The organism is Pilosibacter sp. NGB245 (assembly GCF_057397225.1).
The window spans coordinates 123760-147813 of the sequence record NZ_CM171584.1 but is presented as its reverse complement, the minus strand read 5'-3'; the positions used below and the strand labels follow the sequence as shown (position 1 = coordinate 147813).

At 50.2% G+C, this 24054-nt stretch carries 18 protein-coding genes, 1 riboswitch and 1 other annotated feature; of the genes, 3 read left to right on the top strand and 15 right to left on the bottom strand.

Annotated features, from left to right (window positions below; genetic code table 11):
• Positions 1–117: 117 nt before the first annotated feature.
• The 15 genes from ACXMYH_RS00645 to ACXMYH_RS00575 all read right to left on the bottom strand — a co-directional run bounded on the left by ACXMYH_RS00645 (position 118) and on the right by ACXMYH_RS00575 (position 19035).
• On the bottom strand, positions 118–1698 hold the full coding sequence (locus tag ACXMYH_RS00645) for a DUF6128 domain-containing protein (RefSeq protein WP_405578824.1): 1581 nt from the start codon (positions 1696–1698) through the stop codon (positions 118–120).
• Positions 1699–1822: 124 nt separating this feature from the next.
• A complete protein-coding gene (locus ACXMYH_RS00640) occupies positions 1823–2998 on the bottom strand; it encodes an NAD(P)-dependent malic enzyme (RefSeq protein ID WP_118532259.1) in 1176 nt (391 codons plus the stop codon).
• A 273-nt stretch (positions 2999–3271) separates the two neighbouring features.
• On the bottom strand, positions 3272–4879 hold the full coding sequence (locus tag ACXMYH_RS00635) for a gamma-glutamyltransferase family protein (protein ID WP_486555843.1): 1608 nt from the start codon (positions 4877–4879) through the stop codon (positions 3272–3274).
• Between the two features lie 194 nt (positions 4880–5073).
• A complete protein-coding gene (locus ACXMYH_RS00630) occupies positions 5074–5790 on the bottom strand; it encodes an ABC transporter ATP-binding protein (protein ID WP_118532253.1) in 717 nt (238 codons plus the stop codon).
• Positions 5783–6754 (bottom strand): ABC transporter ATP-binding protein, encoded by a 972-nt coding sequence (locus tag ACXMYH_RS00625; RefSeq protein WP_118532251.1) that lies wholly within the window; start codon positions 6752–6754, stop codon positions 5783–5785. Before ACXMYH_RS00625 ends, ACXMYH_RS00630 begins: the two co-directional genes overlap by 8 nt.
• A 107-nt stretch (positions 6755–6861) precedes the next feature.
• Complete coding sequence (locus ACXMYH_RS00620; protein WP_118532249.1) at positions 6862–7701, bottom strand: ABC transporter permease; 840 nt, start codon at positions 7699–7701, stop codon at positions 6862–6864.
• Positions 7698–8651, bottom strand: coding sequence for an ABC transporter permease (locus ACXMYH_RS00615; protein ID WP_118298207.1), 954 nt, complete (start codon positions 8649–8651; stop codon positions 7698–7700). The genes ACXMYH_RS00620 and ACXMYH_RS00615 overlap by 4 nt, the downstream gene beginning before the upstream one ends.
• Positions 8652–8656: 5 nt before the next feature.
• The gene (locus ACXMYH_RS00610; RefSeq protein ID WP_486555295.1) at positions 8657–10300 is read right to left on the bottom strand and encodes an ABC transporter substrate-binding protein; all 1644 of its coding nucleotides are present in this window, start codon (positions 10298–10300) and stop codon (positions 8657–8659) included.
• Between the two features lie 323 nt (positions 10301–10623).
• A riboswitch (cobalamin riboswitch) is annotated at positions 10624–10863 on the bottom strand.
• A gap of 56 nt (positions 10864–10919) precedes the next feature.
• Positions 10920–11468 (bottom strand): phosphodiesterase, encoded by a 549-nt coding sequence (gene yfcE, locus ACXMYH_RS00605; protein ID WP_486555294.1) that lies wholly within the window; start codon positions 11466–11468, stop codon positions 10920–10922.
• Positions 11469–11558: 90 nt separating this feature from the next.
• A complete protein-coding gene (locus ACXMYH_RS00600) occupies positions 11559–12104 on the bottom strand; it encodes a GNAT family N-acetyltransferase (RefSeq protein ID WP_486555293.1) in 546 nt (181 codons plus the stop codon).
• 6 nt (positions 12105–12110) lie between these two features.
• Entirely contained in the window at positions 12111–12335 is a 225-nt protein-coding gene (locus ACXMYH_RS00595) for a hypothetical protein (RefSeq protein WP_117469992.1), read from the bottom strand.
• A gap of 78 nt (positions 12336–12413) precedes the next feature.
• A complete protein-coding gene (gene rlmD / locus ACXMYH_RS00590) occupies positions 12414–13841 on the bottom strand; it encodes a 23S rRNA (uracil(1939)-C(5))-methyltransferase RlmD (RefSeq protein WP_486555292.1) in 1428 nt (475 codons plus the stop codon).
• A gap of 471 nt (positions 13842–14312) precedes the next feature.
• Positions 14313–16013, bottom strand: a complete 1701-nt coding sequence (locus ACXMYH_RS00585; RefSeq protein WP_486555291.1) for a carbon starvation CstA family protein — start codon at positions 16011–16013, stop codon at positions 14313–14315.
• Positions 16014–16175: 162 nt separating this feature from the next.
• Positions 16176–16447: a binding site (T-box leader), on the bottom strand.
• A gap of 261 nt (positions 16448–16708) precedes the next feature.
• Entirely contained in the window at positions 16709–17653 is a 945-nt protein-coding gene (locus ACXMYH_RS00580) for a 3'-5' exoribonuclease YhaM family protein (protein WP_118321794.1), read from the bottom strand.
• Positions 17654–17709: 56 nt separating this feature from the next.
• A complete protein-coding gene (locus tag ACXMYH_RS00575) occupies positions 17710–19035 on the bottom strand; it encodes a S1C family serine protease (RefSeq protein ID WP_215702017.1) in 1326 nt (441 codons plus the stop codon).
• A 391-nt stretch (positions 19036–19426) separates the two neighbouring features.
• On the opposite strand from ACXMYH_RS00575, the gene ACXMYH_RS00570 reads away from it, so the two are divergent.
• The 3 genes from ACXMYH_RS00570 (at position 19427) to ACXMYH_RS00560 (ending at position 24045) form a co-directional block, all read left to right on the top strand.
• The gene (locus tag ACXMYH_RS00570; RefSeq protein WP_486555290.1) at positions 19427–21823 is read left to right on the top strand and encodes an endonuclease MutS2; all 2397 of its coding nucleotides are present in this window, start codon (positions 19427–19429) and stop codon (positions 21821–21823) included.
• A gap of 108 nt (positions 21824–21931) precedes the next feature.
• Entirely contained in the window at positions 21932–22642 is a 711-nt protein-coding gene (locus ACXMYH_RS00565; protein WP_118532235.1) for a response regulator transcription factor, read from the top strand.
• On the top strand, positions 22639–24045 hold the full coding sequence (locus ACXMYH_RS00560) for a HAMP domain-containing sensor histidine kinase (protein ID WP_329752240.1): 1407 nt from the start codon (positions 22639–22641) through the stop codon (positions 24043–24045). The genes ACXMYH_RS00565 and ACXMYH_RS00560 overlap by 4 nt, the downstream gene beginning before the upstream one ends.
• Positions 24046–24054 lie beyond the last annotated feature (9 nt).

Below are 24054 nucleotides of genomic sequence, written 5' to 3'. Positions count from 1 at the left end.
ATCAGGAAATGGTTCCAGATCCTCGCCTTTCATTCCTTTTTTATTGTACCTTATTTTTTATTTCTGGCAAGATAAATAAATATGAAAGACAATACAAAGCAGCCTGTCTGTTAAAACTCACCGTATCTTCAGATCCGTATACCAGTACCCAAACCGCCCGTCCCCGACCGGCTGGCGCCTGGAGAGGACGAAATTCGGGAAGCCGAACATGGTGGCCATGTATTTTTCGCTGCTGTAGTAGTGCCCGGGGACTCCCAACAGGTAGCGGGATTTCTTTTTGTTCCCGCCGAGCTTTACGAGGATCAGATAGCGGAAATTATAGTAGCCGTGGAGCAGAAAACTGTTGTTTCCATAGACCCAGCATTCTCTCGGGAGTTTTCCGATATCCTGCGGACGAATCGTCAGGATATCGCAGCCGTCCTCATACTCGAACGGCTGGATCTTCGGGTATGTCCTTTTAAATTCCTCCCACAGTTTTTCCGGATCGGCCGCAGGATCTTCCGTCTCCTGCAAGTAACGCAGAACCTCCGGATTTTCAAGCTCCGGGGAGACCATGGGCGCTGTGGGGGCAGTTGAATGTGCTGCCTGTGAAGCTGCACTTTTGGGGGACTGCGCCGTCATACCGGAAGTCTGTACTGGATTTTGTCTGAACTTCTGGCTATTCGGCCGCTGTACTCTTTGAGCAGTTTTCATGTAAAACGGCAGGTCTGTTCCCTGCGGTATTCCCTGCTCCTGCTGCGCTGTTTCCACCTGTTGTTTTTCTGTTTCCGACTCAGAAGTTTTCTCCGGATCCAGGTTCGCCGTCTGATCATTCTCCTCTTCATCCCCGGAAGTCTCTTCCATTTTCCGCTCTATCGGTCTGTCTTCCACGTTTCCGCATGTGTCATCCGATTTTTCATCGATTTCATCGTCTTCCCCCGACAAGTAGAACCTGCCACGGTCTTCACTTTGTTCTTCCTGCTGCTGTACTTCATGATCCGCAGTGTCTTCCTCTTCCGCTTTCCCATCATATGCCGGCGCTTTCTCCGTCTTTAGGTCTCCCTCTGCACCGCTCAGCTCTGCTGCATGCGCCGTCTTTTCTCTCTCGTCTGATTCCACCGTATGCATATTCCGCTTCTCCGGGGCTCCGCTTTCCTCTTTTTTCCCCGGTCCCGGATCATGTACGCTCTTTTCCTCCTGCTCTCTCCGCTCTTCTTCTCTGGCGATCTCCTCCTCGATCTCTTTTACCACCTTGGAAACCGCCTGTGTATCCATTCCTTTTTCCGCCTCCGGCAGCATCTGGGCAGTAAATTTCGGAACCGAGAGGACCGGATTCTCCCCGGTATTTCCCTCCTCCGCTGCCAGCGCGTCCTCCCAGATCGTCTTATAGCACCGCCAGGAATTCTTTACATCATGGACCGACAGGCCGAAATATGTATCAAGTCCGGTACCGCTTCCCTCCACGTTCTTCGCGTCCACATTGACCCGGAACTCCCCGTTTCCGCCGCGCACAAAAACGTTTCCAAGAAATGTCTCACGACCGCCTGTCCCTAAAAGATACGCGCCAATGGCATTGCCGCCCATATAGATCCGCTTCACATTGACATTGATCCTGCACTGCCCGTTCCGCGCCTCCAGCTTCGCAAATCCCACATTTTTCCCTTTCTTTTTTCCTTCGTACTCGTAAATATAAGAAATCAGTCTGCGATAATCTGCCATAATCAAAAACACTCCTTCTGCACTTATGTATATGCGGAAGGAGTGTTTCTCATAACTATTTTTTAATTGTCATTTGCCATCAATGATCTTATCCGGAAATATGCCGATCTTTCAGAGAGATCTATTATTTGCGGATCGCTCCGGATTTTACAGCCGCCTCAGCAACACGTTTTGCAACATGCTCTGCAACGCCTTCTTCGAGCGCACCCGGAATGATATACTCTGCGGAGAGTTTGTCCGGTGTTACAAGCTCAGCGATCGCCTGGGCTGCAGCAACCTTCATATCGTAGTTGATATCTCTTGCGCCGCAGTCTAATGCGCCGCGGAAGATTCCCGGGAATGCAAGGACGTTGTTGATCTGGTTCGGGAAGTCGGAACGGCCTGTTCCCATTACCTTTACGCCTGCTGCCATCGCCTCATCATACATGATCTCCGGATTCGGGTTCGCCATTGCAAAGACGATCGGGTCTTTCGCCATCGTCTTGATCATCTCCGGCTTCAGTGCACCTGCTACGGACACGCCGATAAATACGTCCGCTCCGACGAGAGCGTCTGCAAGAGTTCCGCGCTTGTCCTCAAGGTTTGTGATCTCGCAGAGCATCTTCTTGTGGTCTTTGATGCCGACTCCGCGGTCTTTGTAGAGGATTCCGTTTTCGTCGCAGGCGATGATATTTTTCACGCCTGTCGCAAGCAGCATCTTGATGATCGCAGTTCCGGCAGATCCCGGTCCGTTTAATACAACATGGATCTCATCAATCTTCTTTCCGACAACTTTTAATGCGTTTAAGAGAGCCGCTGTAACGACAACTGCTGTGCCGTGCTGGTCATCGTGGAATACCGGAATATCAAGCTCTTTCTCCAGACGTGCCTCAACCTCGAAGCATTTCGGGGAAGCGATATCTTCCAGGTTAATGCCGCCGAAGCACGGAGCAATGTATTTCACTGCCTTGATGATCTCCTCGGTGTCTGTCGTATCGAGACAGATCGGGAACGCATCAACGCCGCCGAACTCTTTAAAGAGGACTGCCTTTCCTTCCATGACCGGCATAGCAGCTTCCGGTCCGATATTTCCAAGACCTAAAACTGCGGTTCCATCAGAAACAACTGCTACCAGATTGCCCTTTGCAGTGTACTTGTAAACATCTTTCTTATTATCATGGATCTTTCTGCATGGCTCCGCAACACCCGGTGTATAGGCGGTGCTTAAGTCATCTCTTGTCTTTACCGGAACCTTGCTCGTAACTTCGATCTTTCCATGATGTTCCTCATGGAGCTTTAACGCTGCTTCATTGAAATTCATTGCGCTTTCCTCCTGCAAATTCATTATCATTACCAGACTGCCCTGCGGTCTCCTGTCTCCGGATGATCTGTATTTTCCCATTTCCGGCGGTCAGATCCCTTCCCACAGTTTTCGTATTCTTTTCCGGGCAGTTCCTGATCTACTTAATCTCGAGTTTACCACACTCACTCTGAAAAGGAAACTGCTTTTTATTTCTCTCCGCACATTGCCGCCAGGTTTTGGTTACAGTACACGGGCACTCTATGCCCGCGCACTGTAACAGGTTTTGATCATCTACCACGCTGCCACCGTTCCGTCTGCCCGCGGTTCGGTTGCTCCGCAGAGCACATCGTTTTCATCTCTCCAGATAATCTGTCCTCGCCCGAAGGACAGGGAACTCTCAAGGACTTCCATCTCATGTCCCCGTTTTTTCAGCTCTTCCACGATCCCGGCCGGGAATGTCTTTTCCACCTGGATCTTCTTTCCACCGATCCACTGCCATCTCGGCGCGTTGAGCGCATCCTGCGGATTCATCAGGAAGTCCACTGTATTCATGATAACCTGGACATGGCCCTGCGGCTGCATGAAACCGCCCATAACGCCGAACGGTCCAACTGCTTTTCCTTCCTTCATCAGAAATCCCGGAATGATCGTGTGCAGAGATTTCTTTCCCGGTCCCAGACAGTTTTCCATTGTCTCATCCAGTGTGAAGTTCGCCCCGCGGTTCTGCAGCGCGATCCCTGTTCCAGGTATTACGATCCCGGATCCAAATCCCATGTAATTGCTCTGGATGTAGGAGACCATATTGCCTTCCCCGTCCGCTGTGCAGAGATAGATCGTTCCTCCGCGGAACGGATTGCCTGGCTCCGGTGTGAGCGCCTGTTCTCCGATGAGTGCCCGTCTTCCGTCCGCATATTCATCAGAAAGCAGCGTCTCCACCGGTGCTTTCATATAATCCAGGTCCGCAACATACCGGTTTCCGTCCGCAAATGCCAGTTTCATCGCCTCCAGCTGTTTATGCACGGTATCTGCATTGTCCCGCTCCGCAAAGGAATACCCCTTTAAAATATTCAATGCCATCAACGCAATGATCCCGTCTCCGTTCGGCGGGATCTCGCAGACATCATATCCCCTGTAATTTATGTGGATCGGTTTCACCCACTCACACCAGTAATTTTCAAGATCTGATCTCCGGAGATATCCGCCGGTTTTTCTTGAAAATTCGTCGATCTGATCCGCAAGTTCTCCACGATAAAACGCTTTTGCATGAGTCTGCGCGATCATTTCCAGCGTCTTTGCATGAGCTTCCGACCTCCAGATTTCTCCCGGCTGCGGGGCATGTCCGTCCGGGGCGAACGTTTCAAACCATGGCCGGAAACATTCTTCCGTCAGCGTTTCTGAAAACTCTCTGTATGCATTGTTCCATATTTTTGATGTCACCGGACTCACCGGATATCCCTCGCGTGCATATGTGATCGCCGGTTCCAGCACCTTTTCCAGCGGAAGTCTTCCAAACTTTTCCGAGAGTTCCGCCCATGCGGACGGGGCGCCCGGGACCATCACCGGGATCCAGCCTCGTTTCGGCATTTCGGTGTATCCCTGTTTTTTCACTTCTTCTGCAGTGATCGCCATAGGTGATCTTCCGCTGGCATTCAGCCCGTGAAGTTCTCCCTTTGTCCAGACCAGGGCGAAGGCGTCGCTTCCGATCCCGTTGGACGTCGGCTCCAGAACTGTCATGCACGCTGCTGTCGCGATCGCCGCGTCAACTGCGTTTCCGCCCCGTTTTATGATGTCGAGTCCCGCCTGGGCCGCCAAAGGCTGGCTCGTGCAGACCATACCTTTTTTCCCGTACACAACACTTCTTCGTGATGGATAATCATATTTCTGCGCATCAAATTTCAGCATATCCATTTCCTCCTGATCAAGCCATTTATTCCTGGGTTGTAAGTGTACCGCAATAAACAGAAAGTCCGTTTATTGCTTTATCATGCTGGAATCGTATCACTTGAAAGTATGAAATGTCAATAAAAAAGCAGCCTAAAAAACGGCGTAGAAATTTCTCTCGTTACTGTAACTTTCTCTCCACGCCGTATCTTTTATTCCAGTATAAAATTTTCCACCAGTTTTTTCGTGAACTCCATCTTCGGATGTCCGATCACATCCTCCGTCCGCCCTGTCTCCACGAACTTTCCTTCTTCCATCACTGCGATCTCATCGCAGAACCAGCGGACCACATCGAGGTCATGGGAAATAAACAGATAGCTCAATCCCAGCTTTTCCTGGAGTTCCTTTAAGAGTGTCATGACCTGGGCCTGCACGGAGACATCTAACATGCTGGTCGGTTCATCCAGGATCAGGATCTTCGGATCCAGTGAGAGTGCCCGGGCGATCATGATCCTCTGCGCCTCACCTCCGCTGATCTGGTGCGGATAGCGGTCCAGAAGTTCCTCTCCGAGATCTACCAGATCCAGAAGTTCTCTGACCCGCGCTTTTCTCCCCGCTTTGTCATACATCCTGTGGATGATCATCGGCTCTTCCAGGCTGTATCCGATCTTTTTTGCAGGATCCAGGGATGTCTCCGGATGCTGGAAGATGATCTGGATCGTTCCATCAATCTCGATGGTTCCGGAGTCCGGCTTTATCAGTGACAGGAGCATGTTCGCGATCGTCGATTTTCCGCAGCCGGAATTTCCTACGATCCCGAATGTTTTCCCGTCCTGTACCGTAAAAGACACGTCCTTCACCGCTTCCACGCGGGTCTTTTTAATGATCCCGCCAGTAAATGTCTTGCTGATATGGCTGACTTTAAGCATACCGGACGCACCTCACTTTCCTTCCGTCCGGAAGTTCCGCCTCCGGGATCCGTCCATTTTTGCATGCGTCCACTGCATGCACACATCTCGGGTAAAAACTGCAGCCGGAATTTCCCTCTTTTTTTCTCACTGCGCGCCCGATCGGGTTCATTCCCTTCCCCGGGAGCGATGCGATCAGTCCTTTCGTGTATGGATGTGCCGGATGTTCAAGGATCGTCTTTGTCTCCCCGGCTTCCATGATGCTCCCTTTATAGAGCACCATCAGCCGGTCACACAATGCCCCTGCCAGGGCAATATCATGGGTGATCACGATCATGCCTTCGGTGTCCGTCTCTGATATCTCTTTCAGGACCCGGTAGACCTGGCGCCGGAGAATCGCATCCAGACCTTTTGTCGGCTCATCGGCGATGACCCATTTCGGCCGGTTCATGAGTCCCATGGCAGAGATCACTCGCTGGTTCATGCCGCCGCTCAGCTGGAATGAGTAAGCGCGGTTGATCCGGTCCGGATCTGAAAAGCCAAATCTGCGGAGAAACTCATCCCTCCGGGAATCGGCAAGCTCTTTGTCCTTATTTCCGTGGACTGTCATGCACTCCGTGAGCTGTTTTCCGATCCTGCGGATCGGGTTTAAGGATTCCGTGGGATTCTGTGGGATCAGGGCGATCTCTTTTCCACGGATCTTCTGCATCTCTTTTTCCGGCAGCCGGTACAAATCCATCCCTTTATACATACAGCTTCCTTCCACCCGGGCCTGCCCGGAGAGAAGTCCCAGGATGGACATGCCTAAAAGCGATTTTCCGCTTCCGCTCTCCCCGATGAGTCCTGTGACACTGCCCGACGGAAAGTATGCGCTGACATCTTCCATGGCATGGATCATCTCGCCGCCGTCCTGGAAGGTGACGGAGAGGTCGCGGATCTCAATGTCACTTTTTTCTTCTGTTTTCCATTCTTTTTTATCTTCCATCTGATCTTCTCTCCTGGCTGTTCCGTTTTTTCACAGTTACAGGCAAAAATCTGTTCCGGCTCAGCTATGCTGAGGAAATTTTGCCTTTCTTTGCATGCTTTCCGACATCACATCGTCTTCATCACATCTTTCCGCACATCCAGCCGGTCACGCAGTTCATCTGCCAGAAGGTTGATGCTGAGGGAAAGAAGCAAAATACAGAGTCCCGGAGCGATGACGAGCAGCGGTTCCTGGCGGAAATACTGTCTCGCATCGTTGATCATGACGCCCCAGTCCGGTGTCGGGGGCTGAAGTCCCAGACCAAGATAACTCATGGACGCCACCGAGATCACATTTCCGGCGATCCTGGTGGCAAAAAGGACGCTCAGAGTTCCTAAAATATTCGGAGAAATATGCAGGAACAGGATCCGGAGGTCTCCGGCTCCGATGGTTCTCAGTCCTTTAATAAAGCTCTCCTGTTTCAGTTTCATGACTTCACCGCGGACGATCCTGGAAAATCCGACCCAGGAATTGATCACGATCGCGATCAGCATGCTCTTCACGCCCTGTCCAAGAAGTCCGGCCACCGCGATCATCAGCGTCAAGCCGGGAAGTCCCTGGAAAATGCTGGAGATCGTCGTGATGATCCCGTCGATCCAGCCGCCGAAATATCCCGCGAAAAGTCCCAGTGCAAAACCGAGCAGCATCGAGAGGACGGTCGCCACCAGGGCGAGAAGGATCGACTGTCTTCCGCCGTAGAGAACACGGCTCAGCGTATCTCTTCCGATATTATCCGTGCCTAAAAGATGCGCGGCAGACGGTTTCTGAAGCGCTTCCGACAGGTTCGAGACCAGCGGATCATAGGGAGCAAGGACCGGCGCGAGTACACTGGTCAAAAGGATCAATAATAAGATCACCAGACCGGTCTTTGCTTTCCCTGACAGGTGGAGTTCCTTTAATTTATTCATGATTCCACCGCCTCTCCCGCCCGGATCTTCGGATCAAGTGCGATATAGATCAGGTCGATCAGAATGTTTGTCAGCACATAGATACAGCCTGAAAACAGAACATACGCCTGCACCACATAGTAATCCTTCGACTGCACACCCGCGATCGCGTAGCTTCCGATCCCGGGGATTGCAAAGATCGTCTCCACGATCGAGGCGCCGCCGATGATGCCCGCCATATGGGTTCCCAGGTAGGTGATGATCGGGATCAGCGCGTTTCCGAACGCATGGCGGACCACTGCGCGGCGGCGGCTCATTCCTTTTGCATCCGCCACAGTCATGTACTGTCTTCCTATCTCATCGAGGATCGCGCTCCTTGTCAGTCTCGCACAGACTCCGATGCTCGGGAGTGCCAGCGTGACCGCCGGAAGAATAAAGCCGGAGCCGTCGGAGATCCCGCTGCTCGGCAGGATCTTCCACTGTTCCGCAAAGATAAAGATCAGGACAATGGCGATCCAGAACCCCGGAACGGACAATGCAACCGTTGAAAATGTTCCCAGCACATGATCCGGCAGCCGGTCTTTTCCCACCGCCATCAGGACTCCGAATCCCACACCGAACACGATGGTCAGGATCATGCTGAAACCCGCAAGCTTCAATGAGATCGGGATCCGCTTTGCGAGCTGGTCCATGACACTTTTGTTCGTGAAAAAGGACCTGCCCAGATCGCCGTGAGCCAGGCCGTCGACCCAGTTAAAATACTGGACGACGGCAGGCTGGTCCAGCCCCATCTTTGCAGCCATGGCATCATATTCTTCCTGCGTGTAGGATTCGTTTCCGTTTGGATTTAACACCTGGTCCACCGGATCCCCCGGTGACATGATCCCAAGTGCAAATGCAATGATACTGATCCCGACGAGCACCGGCAAAAGCATCAGCATTTTTTTCAGGATGTACTTTAAAAGTGACATATTGATTATTTCACCCAGGAAATTGTCGGAAGTCCAACACCGAAGGTCTTTCCTGCATAGTGTGTGATCGCCTTGTTGTGGATGTTTACGTTGATCTGGTAGCAGATCGGAACGCACGCGCTGTCATCGAAGAGTTCCTGCTGGATCTCATCATAGATCTTGCTGCGCTCGCTCACATCAGCGATCGTCGGAGCTTTTGCGACAAGTTCATCGATCTTCTCGTTGTAGTAGTTGTAGTTTAATGTCGTGTTGCTGTTTCCTTCGCTTGCGAAGTACTGCTTAAATGTGGAAGTCGGATCCGCATTGTTGATACCGAATACAGTAAGTGTCATGTCGTAGGTGCCTTCCTGCTGTCTCTCTTTGTAGAGGGAGGAGTCCACGATCTCAATATTGATGTTGACGCCAAGCCCCGCGTAAACCTGCTTTAAGTATTCTGCAACAGCCTTGCAGTTGTAATCGGACGCGGTGCTGGAACGGATGATCATGGTCATGTCGGCCGTCTTGTCTCCGAGAACTTCTTTTGCGAGAGATTTTGCCTTCTCCATATCATAAGTTCCCTGGATGTCCAGATGGAAGGTGGACTGGGTGCTTAAGAAGGAGTATGCCGGCTGTAAAAGTCCTCCGTAGATCACACTGCAGATGCTGTCGCGGTCTGTCGCAAGGTTGAACGCCTCTCTCATGCGCTTATCCGCAAGGTACTCGTTTTTATCGTTGAACATGATGTACTCAGTCATATGGCTCGGAGTGCTGTCCATCTCAAAGTTGGAGTCTGTGTCGCAGAGATTCTTTGCAGCATCCATGGTGATCGCGCCGTTGTCTGCAAGTCCCATGACTTCGCCGGATTTTAACGCGGATACACGAGTCTCGGCATCCGGGATGCAGCGGATCTTGAAGGTCTTTACCTTGCCGTTCTCGCCATAATAGTTGTCATTTCTCTCAAGTGTCACATACTCGGACTCCACATGGTCAACGATCTTATATGGACCGGTTCCGATCGCATAGTCGGAGATCACACCTGTCTCCTCGTCGAAGCAGTTCGGGCTGTACATCGGGCTGCCATAGTCGGAAAGGACATACTCAAGTGTTGTGATCGGCTGTGTAAATGTGAACTTTACAGTGAAGTCGTCGACTTTCTCCATCTTGTCGAGATTCGGGAGAGATTTTTCGATGCTGAGTGTTGTGTATGTAGAATTGATCCCATGGCCCCAACGCTCAATGTTTTTCAGGCACACATCGGCATTAAACTGAACACCGTCTGTAAAATATGCGTCATCGCGCAGGCTGAAAGTCCACTCGGTACAGTCATCGTTGTGCTCCCAGGATTTTGCAAGCCACGGATCGATCACACCACCGTTGTTTGCTGTGAGAGCTTCCCATACATAAGCGCCTTCCCAGCAGTAATACGCATCGCCGCTTCCCTGCACAGCATCACGCGGAGTCGCGATGACAACCTCATCTGTCTCGTTTTTCTCTATGTCTTCCACTGCCTCTGCTGTGGCTTCTGTCTCTCCTGCAGCCGTTGTCTCCGCTGCAGCTCCTTCTGCTTTTGTCGTCTCAGCCGTGCTGTTATTCGCGCTGCTTCCGCATCCGGAAATTACGGATGCCGCCATTGCTGCCGCTAAGAGCAGACTTACATGTTTCTTCTTCATGTTGTCCTCCATGTTGTGTAAAGATTATAATGTTTTTTTGCAACTGTTCACCAGGCCTGCGCACTTGCTGCGCCGACTGTAATAACCCCATTGGTTTTAAAGCAAAAGTCCTATTGGTTCAGCCATCTGAAATACATTTTTTGCCCGTAATCATGAAAGTTCTGAACAGTTTCATTGTTTTTACAATTTCGGAGTTAGTATGGAGATGTTCCATCTGAGAATTTTTTCGAATACCGAATGCTTAAGCATCAGAAAAAGATGTCCGCTGGAATTAGCCGACATATAAACGGTACGATCAATGCCTCGTGATCTGGAATTTTTCTTCCTGTACCAGCATTCCGGCAGGTTTCCTGACTCACAGATCATCACACAAAGCCGCCTTCCCAAATATTTCAAAACAGTCCTGTCAGGCTGCTCCGTTTTTTCAGTGACCGCGCGTTCGCGCATGGCTTTGTATTCCCTGCTCACAGTGACGAGATCGCACAGGTCTTTCACCTGTTTCCCTTTTACCTGCTGTCCGCCCCCTTCAGGGCGGCAGCAGCACCGGATGCCTCTTCAATTGTTATGGGAGATATTTTAGCATCTTCGGGTTTATTATGCAAGGACCATTGAGACGTTTTTATAAACATTCACTATGATAAGCAGTTCCTTCCAGTGTTTTCCAGATCACTTTCCCATCCTGAAGGAGCATATAGCTATGTTCACTTTCCGCTTTCGGGATCGACACGGAACCCGGATTCAGGTACAGATTTCCATCCCCGAACGGTTCCCACGCCGGAATGTGCGTGTGGCCGTGGAGGAGAATGTCTCCCGGCTGGAGAGGCGGGAGCTGGTTCATATGAAAGTGATGGCCATGAGTAGCGTAGATCAGGCGGTCTGCCGCCGGAAATACCGCGTAATCCGCAAGGATCGGGAACTCCAGCACCATCTGGTCAACCTCCGTATCGCAGTTTCCGCGGACACAGAAGATTTTCGTTTTCTGCTCATTTAACATTTTGATGACTTCCTTCGGCGCATACTCTTTCGGAAGATCATTTCTCGGTCCATGGTACAAAATATCGCCCAAAAGCAACAGGCGGTCTGCCTGTTCCCGGTCAAATGCCTCCAGCATTTTCCGGCAATAGTATGCGGAGCCGTGGATGTCGGACGCGATCATAAGTTTTTTCATTCTCGGGGTTCCTTCTTTCTTTTAAGTCGAGCACACGTAAGGCTTGGCGTTTAATTCCTGTCAGCGCAAGCTGACAAATTTCTCTCAGAATTACTGCGCACCAGATAACTTTCTATGCCTGTCAAGAACATACACATGCTCTGTAACTGTCCTGTTCAGTAATTTCCACTCCAGGTTTTCATTCGTGTGATGATAGCTGAATCCGCATTTCTCCGCCACGCGCTTTGATTTTTCATTCCCATCAAAAAACGCATACCAGATCCGTTTTAATCCCAGATCCTCAAATCCATAACGGATCAGCTCCTGTACTGCCTCCGGGATGATTCCCTGTCCCCAGTACGGAACGCCGAGCCAGCAGCCAATCTCACCTTCATCTTCCGGAAGCTTTAAATTGCTGGCAGCTCCCACAGTTAATCCCGCGCAGCCGACCGGTTTTCCGGAAGCTTTTAATACGACCGCATACGTTCCATCGGCCGACAATACGTTTTTAATCGTCTCTCTGCTGTTCTCCACACTCGTGTGTACCGGCCAGCCGGCAGATGGACCGACCTGCGGGTCTTTCGCGCATTCATAGCAGCTCTCTGCATCGCTCTCCTGCCATGGTCTTAAAATCAGTCGTTTTGTCTGTAATTCCATCTTTATTTACCTCTCTTCCATTTTCTTATACAGGTGATTCTCCGTTAATACTACCAGATCACCTTCATCAATCCCCTGCTCATAAAGCCAGTCATCTTCCTGACGGATCATCCGCTCGCTTTCCTTAGCGTCTTTCAGCCGGACGAGAACGGTTTTCTTTGCCCCTGCAGAGCGTTCCTCACAGCCGTAATCATCTTCCTGGATCTGGAGAATAATGTATTCCTGTTCCATTTTATATCCCTTCGATTTTTCAATTTCCTCTACCGTTGTTGCAAATTTTGCAACCGCTGAACTTTTAGTTAATTCTTGTCAGCAAGACGTGATATCTTTTTTAGTTAATAATGCTACCGTCTCTACATGCCCTGACATTCCGAACATGTCAACGGTTCTGACGCGTTTTACAGCGTAACCGTTCTCCCCGAGATATTTCACATCTCTTGCCAACGTCGAGGAATCACAGCTCACATAAACGACCTTCTCCGGTGCCATCTTTACGATCGTCTCGAGGCAGAGCTCATCACATCCCTTTCTTGGCGGATCGACAACAATCACATCGGCTTTGATGTGGTTCTTTTCGTACTGTTCCGGGAGGACTTCTTCGGCTTTTCCGACGAAGAATTCTACGTTATCGAGGCCGTTGCGCTTCGCATTCTCTCTCGCGTCCTCGATGGCCGCCGGGATGATCTCGACGCCGCAGACTTTCCCCGCCTTCTGTGCAAGGAAGGATGATATCGTTCCGATTCCACAGTAAAGATCCCAGACGGTCTCGCCGCCGTTTAAATCAGCGAATTCCAGTGCTGTTCCGTAGAGACGTTCTGTCTGGACCGGGTTTACCTGATAGAACGATAGCGGAGAGATCCGATATTCGATGTTTCCGATCTTATCCGTGATATAACCCGGCCCGTAGAGATTTTTGATCTCGGTTCCCAGGATCACGTTTGTCTTTTCCATATTGAAGGACAGGGAGATACTGTCCGCGCCGACTTCACGCATCCGCTCGGTAAACTCTTTCTCATGGGGCAGTTTCTTTCCGTTGATCACGAGACATACCATATGTTCACCGCTGGCGAAACCTTTTCTTAAGAGAACATGGCGCACAAGTCCCTTGTGGTTTGCCTCATCATAAGGTTCCACACCAAAATCTTCCATGAATTTCAGCACTGCCGCCAGATAATCCTTATTTTCTCCGCAGCCAAGCAGGCAGTCCAGCTCCGGTACCGGGATCAGGGAGTGGGTCCGTCCGGCAAAGAATCCGGCCGTTGGTTTTCCGTCTTTTCCGCGGCCGATCGGATACTGCGCTTTGTTGCGGTATCTCCACGGGTCTTCCATTCCGATGATCGGTTCCATGATGACTGCGTCCGGCACTCCCGCTGCCTGTTCCGCCTCTTCCGGCAGGAACAGGTTTTCCATGCCGCCGATGCGTTTTAAATGATTGTATACTTTCTTTTCCTTGAATTTTAACTGTTCTTTATAGTCCAGTTCCTGAAGCTGGCATCCGCCGCAAGCTCTCGCCACCGGACATTTCGCCTCCACGCGGCCTTTTGCCGGGGTGATGACGCGCACGAGGCGGGCAAAGCCGTAATTTTTTTTCATTTTCATGGCTGACGCCTCGATCGTATCCCCGATCAGGGCGTCCTTCACGAACCAGATATATCCGTCCACGCGGCCGATACCTGCACCGTCCTCTCCCATGTCCTCGATGGTCACTGTAAATTTATCGTTCTTCTTGATTTCCATAATTCGTTCCTTCTATATAAATATTCTTGTTGTACATTTTTATCGCTGAGCCCACTCTGTCCTTTCACCTCACTAAGCCAAACTAATAGCGTACATCCCGTACTGAGAATATACCGAATACACAAAATACAGAACAGACCTAAAAATGAGTCTCAATGCTCAGTTTTTCTTAAGTATACAAGAACTACTCCCGCATTTGCAACCCCCATCATATAAACGAATGTGAAAATCTCTGCTCTATACCGCATACAGGCAAAACGACAGCGAAAAATGAATCCGATCCGCACTTTCAAATGAGTCACATTTTTGCGTCAATACAAAAACCGGCTCCCCGCGCCCCGAAAACTCCCATTCAGAAGTCTCCGGAACCGGAAAACCGGTTTTCGAATATCAACCCTATAAGTTAAGCATTATGTAAACCGCAATGTCAAACAGGTATTCGCAATCCACTTTGCGGCTTATCTGGTTCGCTTATGCTCTCGCCTCAGAACCTGCCTTCTTGTTTAACAGTTCCTTACCGGATGTGACAACGATGATCACGCCGAGAACCATAAGCAGGATTGCAACGATGAGCTGAAGTCCCTCAACCATAAATACTGCAGTACCTGCGCTGAATGCGCCTACAAGAGCGATGGTTCTCTGAACCAGTGCTGTGAAGGTTACGCAGAGCATGATCACGCACGGTACGATCAGGGTCTTGTTCTGTCTGCCTGTTACTTTTAAGAATACGCAGAGAGTGATCAGAACAAGTGCGCTTAACAGCTGGTTTGCGCTTCCGAATAACGGCCAGATGTTGGAGTAGCCGACTCTTGTGAGGACATAGCCAAATGCAAGTGTGATAACTGTGGATACATACTTGTTGCAGAGGAATTTTCTCCAGCCCTCTGCGTGCTCCATATCGTCTACGGAGAAGAGTTCCTGGAAGGACATACGACCGATACGTGCTACTGCATCAAGGCTTGTAAGAGCAAGTGCAGATACACACATAGTCATGAAGCACTGTGCGATGTAGATCGGAAGACCGAACATCTCAAGAAGTCCTGCAACACCTGCAGAGAAGATCTGGAACGGAGTTCCTGCAGCTGCAGTACCGTCAGCAGCTGCAGCTGCGCCTGCTACGCAGAGTGCAAGTACGGCTAAGAGGCTCTCAAGAACCATAGCGCCGTAGCCAACTTTTAACATATCTTTCTCGTTCTCAACGGTCTTGGAGGAAGTACCGGAGGAAACAAGGCTGTGGAAACCGGAAACGGCTCCGCATGCTACGGTTACGAAAAGGATCGGGAACATGTTTCCAAGCTTCTCATTTGTAAAACCTGTGTACATCGGAAGGTTCATGTTCGGATGAGCAACAACGATACCGACAACAGCACCAAGGATCATGCCTGCGAACATGAAAGTTGTCATGTAGTCACGCGGCTGTTTTAAGAGCCACATCGGAAGGACAGATGCAAAGAAGATGTAAGCGAATGTAAATCCGGTCCATGCTTCCTTACCGCCGATCAGTGGGAATGCCATACCGATCGCAAGAGATGCAACTGTGCAGGCAAGTCCTACAAAGAACTCGCTCTTTCCTTCCAGGTTGAGCTTCTTCTGAAGAACGCCGAAGAACATTGCAAATACGATGAATGCGATGGAGATGGAACCTGCAGCTCCGTTTGTCTGGGCTGCTGCCGCAAGCTCTGTAACGCCGTCCTTAACGGTGTAAGCGTTGAATGTGCCTGCAACCATATCTGCGAAAGCAGCGATTACGATCAAAGTGAAGAGCCAGCAGAAGATCAGGAATAATCTCTTACCTGTCTTACCGATGTACTTCTCGATCAGGAGTCCCATGGACTTACCTTCGTTCTTTACGCTTGCGTAAAGAGCGCCGAAGTCTGTGACCGCTCCGAAGAAGATACCGCCGACAAGGATCCAGAGAAGAACCGGGACCCAGCCGAATGCAGCCGCCTGGATAGCGCCCGTTACAGGGCCGGCACCTGCGATAGAAGAAAACTGGTGTGAGAAAACGATCCAGCCGTTTGTAGGTACATAATCCTGTCCATCTTCATGTGTATAGGCAGGTGTCTTTGCCTTCGGGTCGATGCCCCAGGTCTTTGCCAGCCAGCGTCCGTATACCATATATCCGCATAACAGACACACAGCTGCGATGAGAACGATTACTAATGTGTTCATGTCATTTCGCTCCTTTGTAAATTCATTTTGTCATATCAGAATGTCGCAAGTTCCGGTCCCTGTAGTCCATCCATATTCAAACGATCCTGAAAATACGGCAGAAATCGCTGTGGAATCTACGTACAAAACAAAAAATCCCTCGTCTCCACAGGGATCACTCCCTTAGAAGACGAAGGATCTAACATTCTCCGCGTTACCACTTCTGTTGCCGGAAAACCGGCCTCTCAGTCCCATCCTCCTCAAGTATCTGCAGTACCTTCAGATGAATCGGTCCCCTTTTAACGGTGAGGTTTCCGTCCGGGATTACTAAAACGTTTTGTTCACCCCGGCTGCTTGCAGGTGATAACTTCCACCCTTCTTACCTGCCTCGCACCATCCGGCAGTTCTCTGAATAAGATTTCGATTGAAAGTCCTGTCCCGTTCATCGCATTTGAATATGAACAACAATCATTTTAGTCAGAAAATTGATTTTGTCAACCGCTTCTTTTTTATCTTTGCACGTTCTTATCGCTTTCCAGCGCACATAAGTCTTTGTATAGCGGACATACTTTCTTATGTGTCCGTCTCCAGCAAATTCACAGTGAAATTTTGCACGATTTATCGAATTGGACGGACCAATTTTTCTACAACTTACAAAACCTGCCGTCTGCATCTTTTTCAGTGCATAACGGCAGGTTCTCTCTATTCTCTATCTTCTATTCTTCGCTCGTACGGCGAACATTTGTCTCCATGAAGCGGTTATAACCGAGCCATCCCATGTTGTCACCGGCTCCTCTTAACACCTCTGTCATCGTCTCCATTCTCGCGTCCGCATTGTCCGCAAGGTTCAGCGCCATCGCCTCGATCAGCGCCGGTTTCTTCGGGGAACCGTATTCCAGCTCGCCATGGTGGGCAAGAATGCAGTGGATCAACTCACTCTCCAGTTTTTTCGGGAATCCCGGCATCGCATCGATCCGTTCCTTTACCATCTGGGAACCAATGATGATATGTCCGAGAAGCTGTCCGTCATCCGTATAATCATTGGCCGGGAATGCAGAAAGTTCCTTTGTCTTTCCGATATCATGGAACATCGCTGCTGTTAGAAGAAGATCGCGGTTGATCAGCGGATACTGTTTGCTGAAATAGTCGCACATCTTCACAACACTTAACGTATGCTCTAAAAGTCCGCCGACAAAACCGTGGTGAACACTCTTTGCCGCTGAGTGGAAGGAAAATGCCTTCATAAATTCCGGATCATTAAAATAACCGGATGCAAGTTTTCTCAGATATTCATTTTTGATCGTCGTAATGTACTGAATCAGTTCATGCTGCATCGCAGGGATATCCTTCGTCGTCACCGGAAGATAATCTGCCGGATGGTACTCACCTTCGTCTGCCTTGCGGATCCTCTTTACGTTTAACTGGTTCTGTCCCTGGAATAGGGTCACATCCGCATCAACATATACATAATCCAGAGCGGAAAACTCATTGATCCCCGGAGAACTCAGCTCCCAGATCTTCGCGTCAACGGTTCCCGTCTTATCCTGAAGTACAAGAGATCCGTACTCTTTTCCATTTTTTGTAAGTGCGATCTGTTTTGTTTTGCACAGATATACATCCGAAATGTGATTTCCTTCCCGGAATGTTTCAATAAATCTCATAATTTCTCCTTTTCTGATCGGTCATACTTCTCACACAATCGCTGAGCCAGGTATGTTTACCTGGCTCCGATCGTTACCTGATACTCTATTTCTTTATATTCATCAATAGACTTCCGTTTTACTGTAACTTTCACGGTATCCCCGGTCTTTGTCTCCTCCAGCCGGTTCTGGAAGTCCCGGATCGTCTGGATCTCCAGATCATCAAACTTTGTCAGGATATCCCCGTTCTGGATTCCCACATTATAAGCCGGCCCATCTGCAATGGAATCTGTAATATACACACCGCTCGGGATCCCGCTCTCCATCATCGCGGAGGTCACATCCTGGCCGCGGATTCCAAAATACGGAGCGGACTGTCCGTTTGTGAGTTTCTGGAGCACGCCCTTGTACTCCGAAATCGGCATTGCCATCGTCCTATCTTCCGCCTGTGTGTTGTCCCCGGCCTGATAAATGGACGTCGCCCAACCCACAAGCTGACCGGAAAGATTTATAAGGAATGTTCCCTCATCCGCATGACTCTCAAATTCTGTATACAGGATACGGGTCTGACCGTCCACTGCCTGGACACCTTTCGCCACATAGGAGATCAGTCCCTGTTTGACGGAATGGACATGTCCAGACGGACTTCCCACTGCGAGGACCATGTCCCCGGTGCGGACGGAATAGGAATTTCCAAGCTCCACCGCCTTCATCCAGTTTACCGTCTGTTCTTCAATATCAGCGATCTTCGCACTGACAACCGCCATCCCGGCTGTTGAATCCTGGGATTTTAATTCCACTGCCGCTATTGATCCATCCCCGAAGGTCACACGCAGGGAATCAGCTCCCGCCACTGCGCTCTGTTCTGTTAAGATCAGCGCTTCGCTTGGGTTTACCGCGATAATGATCCCGGCGTACTGTCCCGTCGTCTCGATAGGGTTGTCAAACCAGTCCACATCGTTTTTCACCGCCGAGACTGTCACGATGCTTTTTTCTGATTCCAGGTAGATGTTCCGGAACGCATCGTTGAACTCGGTCAGGTTTTTCGTCGTCCAGGGGAACTTTTCCATGGCATCCCCAACGATCTTTTCCACCTCGTCCTTCAGGTCTTCCGAGCGGATCCCCTCTCCTGTGGTCTCCGCCATCGTCTCCACCGGTGTCGGTTCGCCGGACGGATCCTGGTCGCGCTCGATCGTGATCGGCGCGGATGTTGCCGGCTGGTCTTTTCCCAGGATTTTTTTTGCTGTCGGAAGGGATACCACAAAGCTTACCGCCGCAACGCCGCCGAAAACAACCGCAAAAAGAACATAGCACAGGATCCGGCCTGCGGCCCTGCGCTTATCGATCGGGGGTTTTACGATCTTTTCTCTCATAAAATTTTTTTCGTTAGGTGTATCTGACATGAAAAAATCTCCTTTTCATATCTCGCAGCAATCCGGAATTCTTTCTGCTGCGGGCAAATATCCATCAAGATCCTGTCACATTTGCGGATTCTTTGCTTTTAGCCTATCTTTTTTCCATTATAATTTTTTTCTACTTATTATGCAAGAAAAACTTGGTGCCCACGGGTCCTGAGTGAGAGCATCCCTGTTACTTTTCACAGGAAAAAATCCCTATGATATTTGAACTGTTTGTGTTATACTTTTTCTGTGCAGACAGGCATCTTCGCCTGAAATCTCTGCATATTCCATAAAAAGGAATCTTGTTACCGGACACGGGCGTCCCTGCCCGCGCACTGTAACTGGCAGTGAATGAAATCAAATATCTGCCATTGAAAGGAAAAAGGATCGACCTATGAATCAGAAAGTATTAAAAACACTTGAATATTATAAAATCATTGAACGCCTGACTGACTGTGCGGCGTCTGAACCCGGAAAGAAGATGTGCCGGGAACTGACCCCGTCCTCAGATTTTAACGAGATCGTTCAGGCGCAGACGGAAACCACGGACGCTGTGACCCGTGTCCGCCAGAAAGGAAGTCTCTCACTGGCCGGAGTCCGGGATGTGAGAGATTCCTTAAAACGCCTGGAGATCGGCAGTTCCTTAAGCATTATGGAACTCCTCTCCGTCAGCGGACTTCTGACATGCGCGGCGCGTGCGAAAAACTACGGCCGTCACCCGGAAAATACAGAGCTGCCTGACGATTCTCTTGATGAGATGTTCCGGACACTGGAACCGCTGACAAATGTCAACAGTGAGATCACCCGCTGTATTCTCGGAGAAGATGAGATCGCCGATGACGCAAGTCCGGGACTCCACCATGTCCGCCGCCAGATGAAGATCACCGCGGACAAAGTCCACACTCAGCTGAACGCGATCTTAAATTCCAGCCGGACCATGCTGCAGGACGCCGTAATTACGATGCGCGACGGGCGTTACTGTCTCCCGGTCCGCGCGGAGTACAAGAGCCAGTTTGCCGGAATGGTCCACGACCAGTCCTCCACCGGTTCCACACTCTTTATCGAGCCGATGGCGATCATCAAATTGAACAATGAGCTGCGTGAACTGGAATTAAAAGAGCAGAAAGAGATCGAGATGATCCTGGCTGCCCTGAGTACCGAACTTGTTCCGTATATCGAGCCGATCACAACAGATTTTGAGATCCTGACAAAGCTGGATTTCATCTTCGCGAAGGCGGCCCTGGCCAGGATCTATAACTGTTCCATGCCGAAATTCAACCGGAAAGGTTACATCCATATCAAAGACGGCCGTCATCCGCTCCTCGACCCGAAAAAGGTCGTTCCGATCAATATCTGGATGGGAAGAGATTTCGACCTGCTGATCGTGACCGGACCGAATACCGGCGGTAAGACCGTCTCCCTAAAGACGGTCGGCCTGTTTACCCTGATGGGACAGTCCGGACTTCAGATCCCGGCTTTTGACGGATCAGAACTTTCCGTCTTCGATGAAGTCTTCGCGGATATCGGCGACGAGCAGAGCATCGAGCAGAGTTTAAGTACCTTCTCCGCCCATATGACGAATATCGTGAAGATCTTAAATCAGGCAGACAGCCACTCTCTCTGTCTTTTCGATGAGCTGTGTGCCGGAACAGACCCGACGGAAGGTGCTGCACTGGCGATCTCCATCCTGTCCTTCCTTCACAATATGAAGTGCCGGACCATGGCGACCACCCACTACAGTGAGTTAAAGGTATTTGCCCTGTCTACTCCGGGTGTCGAAAATGCATGCTGTGAGTTCAATGTCGAGACACTTCGTCCGACCTACAAGCTCCTCATCGGAATTCCGGGAAAGAGCAACGCGTTCGCGATCTCCAAGCAGCTCGGTCTGCCGGATTATATTATCGACGACGCGAAAACACACCTCGAATCCAATGATGAGGCATTTGAGGATCTTCTCGCGAACCTCGAACAGAGCCGCGTGACGATCGAGAAAGAGCGTGAAGAGATTGCAAGCTATAAAGAAGAAATCTCCCGCTTAAAGAAGAATATCGAGCAGAAGGAAGAGCGTCTTGACGAGCGGAAAGAAAAGCTCTTAAAGAATGCCAACGAGGAAGCACAGCGGATCCTGCGCGAAGCAAAGGAGACCGCTGACCAGACGATCCGGAATATCAACAAGCTCGCCGCAAGTTCCGGTGTCGGAAAAGAACTGGAAGCCGAACGGACAAAGCTCCGCGAAAAGTTGGACAAAGTCGATAAAAACTTAAGTCTCAAGAACAATAAGGGACCGAAAAAGACGATCTCGCCGAAGAAATTAAAGATCGGCGACGGTGTCAAAGTTCTCACGATGAACTTAAAGGGAACTGTCAGCACACTGCCGAACGCAAAAGGCGATCTCTATGTGCAGATGGGGATCCTGCGCTCCCTTGTGAATATCAAAGATCTGGAACTTTTAGACGAGGCATCCGTATCCGGACCGGGACTCGATCCGGCTGCTATGAAGCGGAACAACACGGGAAGCGGAAAGATCAAGATGGCGAAGTCCTTCTCTGTCTCCCCGGAAGTCAATCTGATCGGAATGACCACGGACGAGGCGATGCCTGTCCTCGACAAATATCTGGATGACGCTTACCTCGCCCATCTTCCGCAGGTCCGCGTTGTACACGGACGGGGAACCGGTGCTCTGAGAGCTGCGGTCCATAAGCATCTGAAAAAGCTCAAATATGTGAAAGAATTCCGGCTCGGTGAGTTCGGAGAAGGTGATACCGGCGTCACGATCGTGACATTCAAGTAACTTAAGAAACTGATCTGTCTGCTGATGCAGACTTCAACTTCCATGAAAGCTGGCCGTTGCGCGCTGTCAGTCCTTTCATGGGACCATCTCATAAGAAGGAGGCCTCAAATGGTCGATAAGCAGAGAATCCTCATCGTGGATGACGATGAAAACATTGCAGAATTAATTTCCCTGTACCTGATGAAGGAATGTTATGAGACAAAAATTGTCGGGGACGGAGAATCCGCATTGAAGGAGGTTCCGGTCTTTAAGCCGAATCTGATTCTTCTCGACCTGATGCTGCCGGGCATGGACGGCTACCAGGTCTGCCGGGAGATCCGCACGACTTCCCAGGTACCGATCATCATGCTGTCCGCGAAAGGCGAGGTTTTCGACAAGGTCTTAGGTCTCGAGCTGGGCGCCGACGACTATATGATCAAACCGTTTGACTCCAAAGAGCTCGTCGCGAGAGTCAAAGCAGTTCTCCGACGCTACCAGGCGGCTCCGGCCAGCATGGCAGCCGCAACAAAACAGCAGGGCGAATATGTGGAATATCCGAACCTGATCGTCAACCTGACGAACTATTCAGTCCTCTATAAAGGCCATTCGGTCGACATGCCGCCAAAGGAGCTGGAACTCTTATATTTCCTTGCTTCCTCCCCGAATCAGGTCTTCACCCGTGAGCAGCTGCTGGACCATATCTGGGGATATGAGTATATCGGCGATACCCGGACCGTAGACGTCCACATCAAACGCCTTCGCGAGAAGATCCGCGACGATGAAAACTGGGCGCTGTCCACCGTCTGGGGGATCGGTTATAAATTCGAGGTAAGACGATGACCCGTTCTCTTTACAGTAAATTCCTTCTGGGATATCTCGTCTTCGGTCTTCTGGGATTCATTTTTATCGCGACCATGTCCTCCGAGATCACTTACCGGTATCTTCTGGAGGAACGATCCGAATCCCTCTATGATGAGGCAAATCTTCTCGCCTCCACCTACAGCGATATCTATCAGGGAAAAAATATCAGTCTTTCGACAGCCAACCCGCAGCTACAGGCTGTCGCCACTTACTTAAAGGCCCAGGCCTGGGTCATCAACCAGAAAGGCAGCGTCGTTGCGGAGACATCTCCTGCCTCCCACATCGGCACCTCCATCGATGGTTTTGACCCCACAGCGGCGGGAAACCGCTCGTACATGACCGGCAGATTTTTCGGCATGTTTGATGAGGACATGCTGTCTGTCATCGCACCGATCACAGGAAATTTTAACACGTATGGATACGTGGTGATCCACATGCCTATCGAACAGATCGTTCATGGGAAAGACCGTATTCTGAACATTGTATACATTACGGCACTGGTCATCTTCATCCTGTCCCTGATCATTCTCCTCGTCTTCACAAAAACCGTTTTCTTCCCTTTAAAGAAGATCACGGAAGGCGCAAAAGAATATGCGGCCGGGAACTTAAATCACACGATCAAGGTAACTTCCGCCGACGAGATGGGATATCTTGCTAATACTTTAAATTATATGTCCAGTGAGTTAAATAAAATGGAGGAATACCAACACTCCTTCATCGCGAACGTCTCCCATGACTTCCGCTCCCCGCTGACCTCGATCAAAGGATACCTCGAGGCGATCAAGGACGGAACGATCCCGCCGGAACTTTACGACAAATACCTCGGCATTCTGATCTCTGAAACCGAGCGTCTGAACAAGCTCACGCAGGGCATGCTGACGTTAAACTCTCTCGACAGCAAAGGATTCCTGACCCGCAGCAACTTCGACATCAACCGCGTTATTAAAGATACTGCGGCAACCTTTGAAGGAACCTGCAATGCAAAGGATATCGTTCTCGATCTCACCTTCGCTGCGGATATCCAGATGGTGTATGCAGATCTCGGTAAGATCCAGCAGGTACTCTACAATCTGATCGACAACGCCATTAAATTCAGCCGTGAGAATTCTGTAATCTATATCCAGACTTCGCTGAAGTACGAGAAAGTCTTTGTTTCCGTGAAGGATACGGGAATCGGTATTCCGAAGGAAAGTATCAAGAAGATCTGGGACCGCTTCTATAAGTCGGATCTCTCCAGAGGAAAAGATAAAAAGGGAACAGGACTCGGGCTGGCGATCGTAAAAGAGATCATACAGGCACACGGGGAAAATATTGATGTGATCAGCACCCAGGGGGTCGGGTCGGAATTTATCTTTACGCTGCCGAAGGCGACGGCGCTGTAATACAGCAAA

What these genes read in the sequence shown, in the direction of transcription:
- ACXMYH_RS00645 (WP_405578824.1), bottom strand. Translation starts at nt 1,698, where the DNA reads ATGGCAGATTATCGCAGACTGATTTCTTATATTTACGAGTACGAAGGA.
- ACXMYH_RS00640 (WP_118532259.1), bottom strand. Translation starts at nt 2,998, where the DNA reads ATGAATTTCAATGAAGCAGCGTTAAAGCTCCATGAGGAACATCATGGA.
- ACXMYH_RS00630 (WP_118532253.1), bottom strand. Translation starts at nt 5,790, where the DNA reads ATGCTTAAAGTCAGCCATATCAGCAAGACATTTACTGGCGGGATCATT.
- ACXMYH_RS00625 (WP_118532251.1), bottom strand. Translation starts at nt 6,754, where the DNA reads ATGGAAGATAAAAAAGAATGGAAAACAGAAGAAAAAAGTGACATTGAG.
- ACXMYH_RS00620 (WP_118532249.1), bottom strand. Translation starts at nt 7,701, where the DNA reads ATGAATAAATTAAAGGAACTCCACCTGTCAGGGAAAGCAAAGACCGGT.
- ACXMYH_RS00615 (WP_118298207.1), bottom strand. Translation starts at nt 8,651, where the DNA reads ATGTCACTTTTAAAGTACATCCTGAAAAAAATGCTGATGCTTTTGCCG.
- ACXMYH_RS00610 (WP_486555295.1), bottom strand. Translation starts at nt 10,300, where the DNA reads ATGAAGAAGAAACATGTAAGTCTGCTCTTAGCGGCAGCAATGGCGGCA.
- yfcE (WP_486555294.1), bottom strand. Translation starts at nt 11,468, where the DNA reads ATGAAAAAACTTATGATCGCGTCCGACATCCACGGCTCCGCATACTAT.
- ACXMYH_RS00600 (WP_486555293.1), bottom strand. Translation starts at nt 12,104, where the DNA reads ATGGAATTACAGACAAAACGACTGATTTTAAGACCATGGCAGGAGAGC.
- ACXMYH_RS00595 (WP_117469992.1), bottom strand. Translation starts at nt 12,335, where the DNA reads ATGGAACAGGAATACATTATTCTCCAGATCCAGGAAGATGATTACGGC.
- rlmD (WP_486555292.1), bottom strand. Translation starts at nt 13,841, where the DNA reads ATGGAAATCAAGAAGAACGATAAATTTACAGTGACCATCGAGGACATG.
- ACXMYH_RS00585 (WP_486555291.1), bottom strand. Translation starts at nt 16,013, where the DNA reads ATGAACACATTAGTAATCGTTCTCATCGCAGCTGTGTGTCTGTTATGC.
- ACXMYH_RS00580 (WP_118321794.1), bottom strand. Translation starts at nt 17,653, where the DNA reads ATGAGATTTATTGAAACATTCCGGGAAGGAAATCACATTTCGGATGTA.
- ACXMYH_RS00575 (WP_215702017.1), bottom strand. Translation starts at nt 19,035, where the DNA reads ATGTCAGATACACCTAACGAAAAAAATTTTATGAGAGAAAAGATCGTA.
- ACXMYH_RS00570 (WP_486555290.1), top strand. Translation starts at nt 19,427, where the DNA reads ATGAATCAGAAAGTATTAAAAACACTTGAATATTATAAAATCATTGAA.
- ACXMYH_RS00565 (WP_118532235.1), top strand. Translation starts at nt 21,932, where the DNA reads ATGGTCGATAAGCAGAGAATCCTCATCGTGGATGACGATGAAAACATT.
- ACXMYH_RS00560 (WP_329752240.1), top strand. Translation starts at nt 22,639, where the DNA reads ATGACCCGTTCTCTTTACAGTAAATTCCTTCTGGGATATCTCGTCTTC.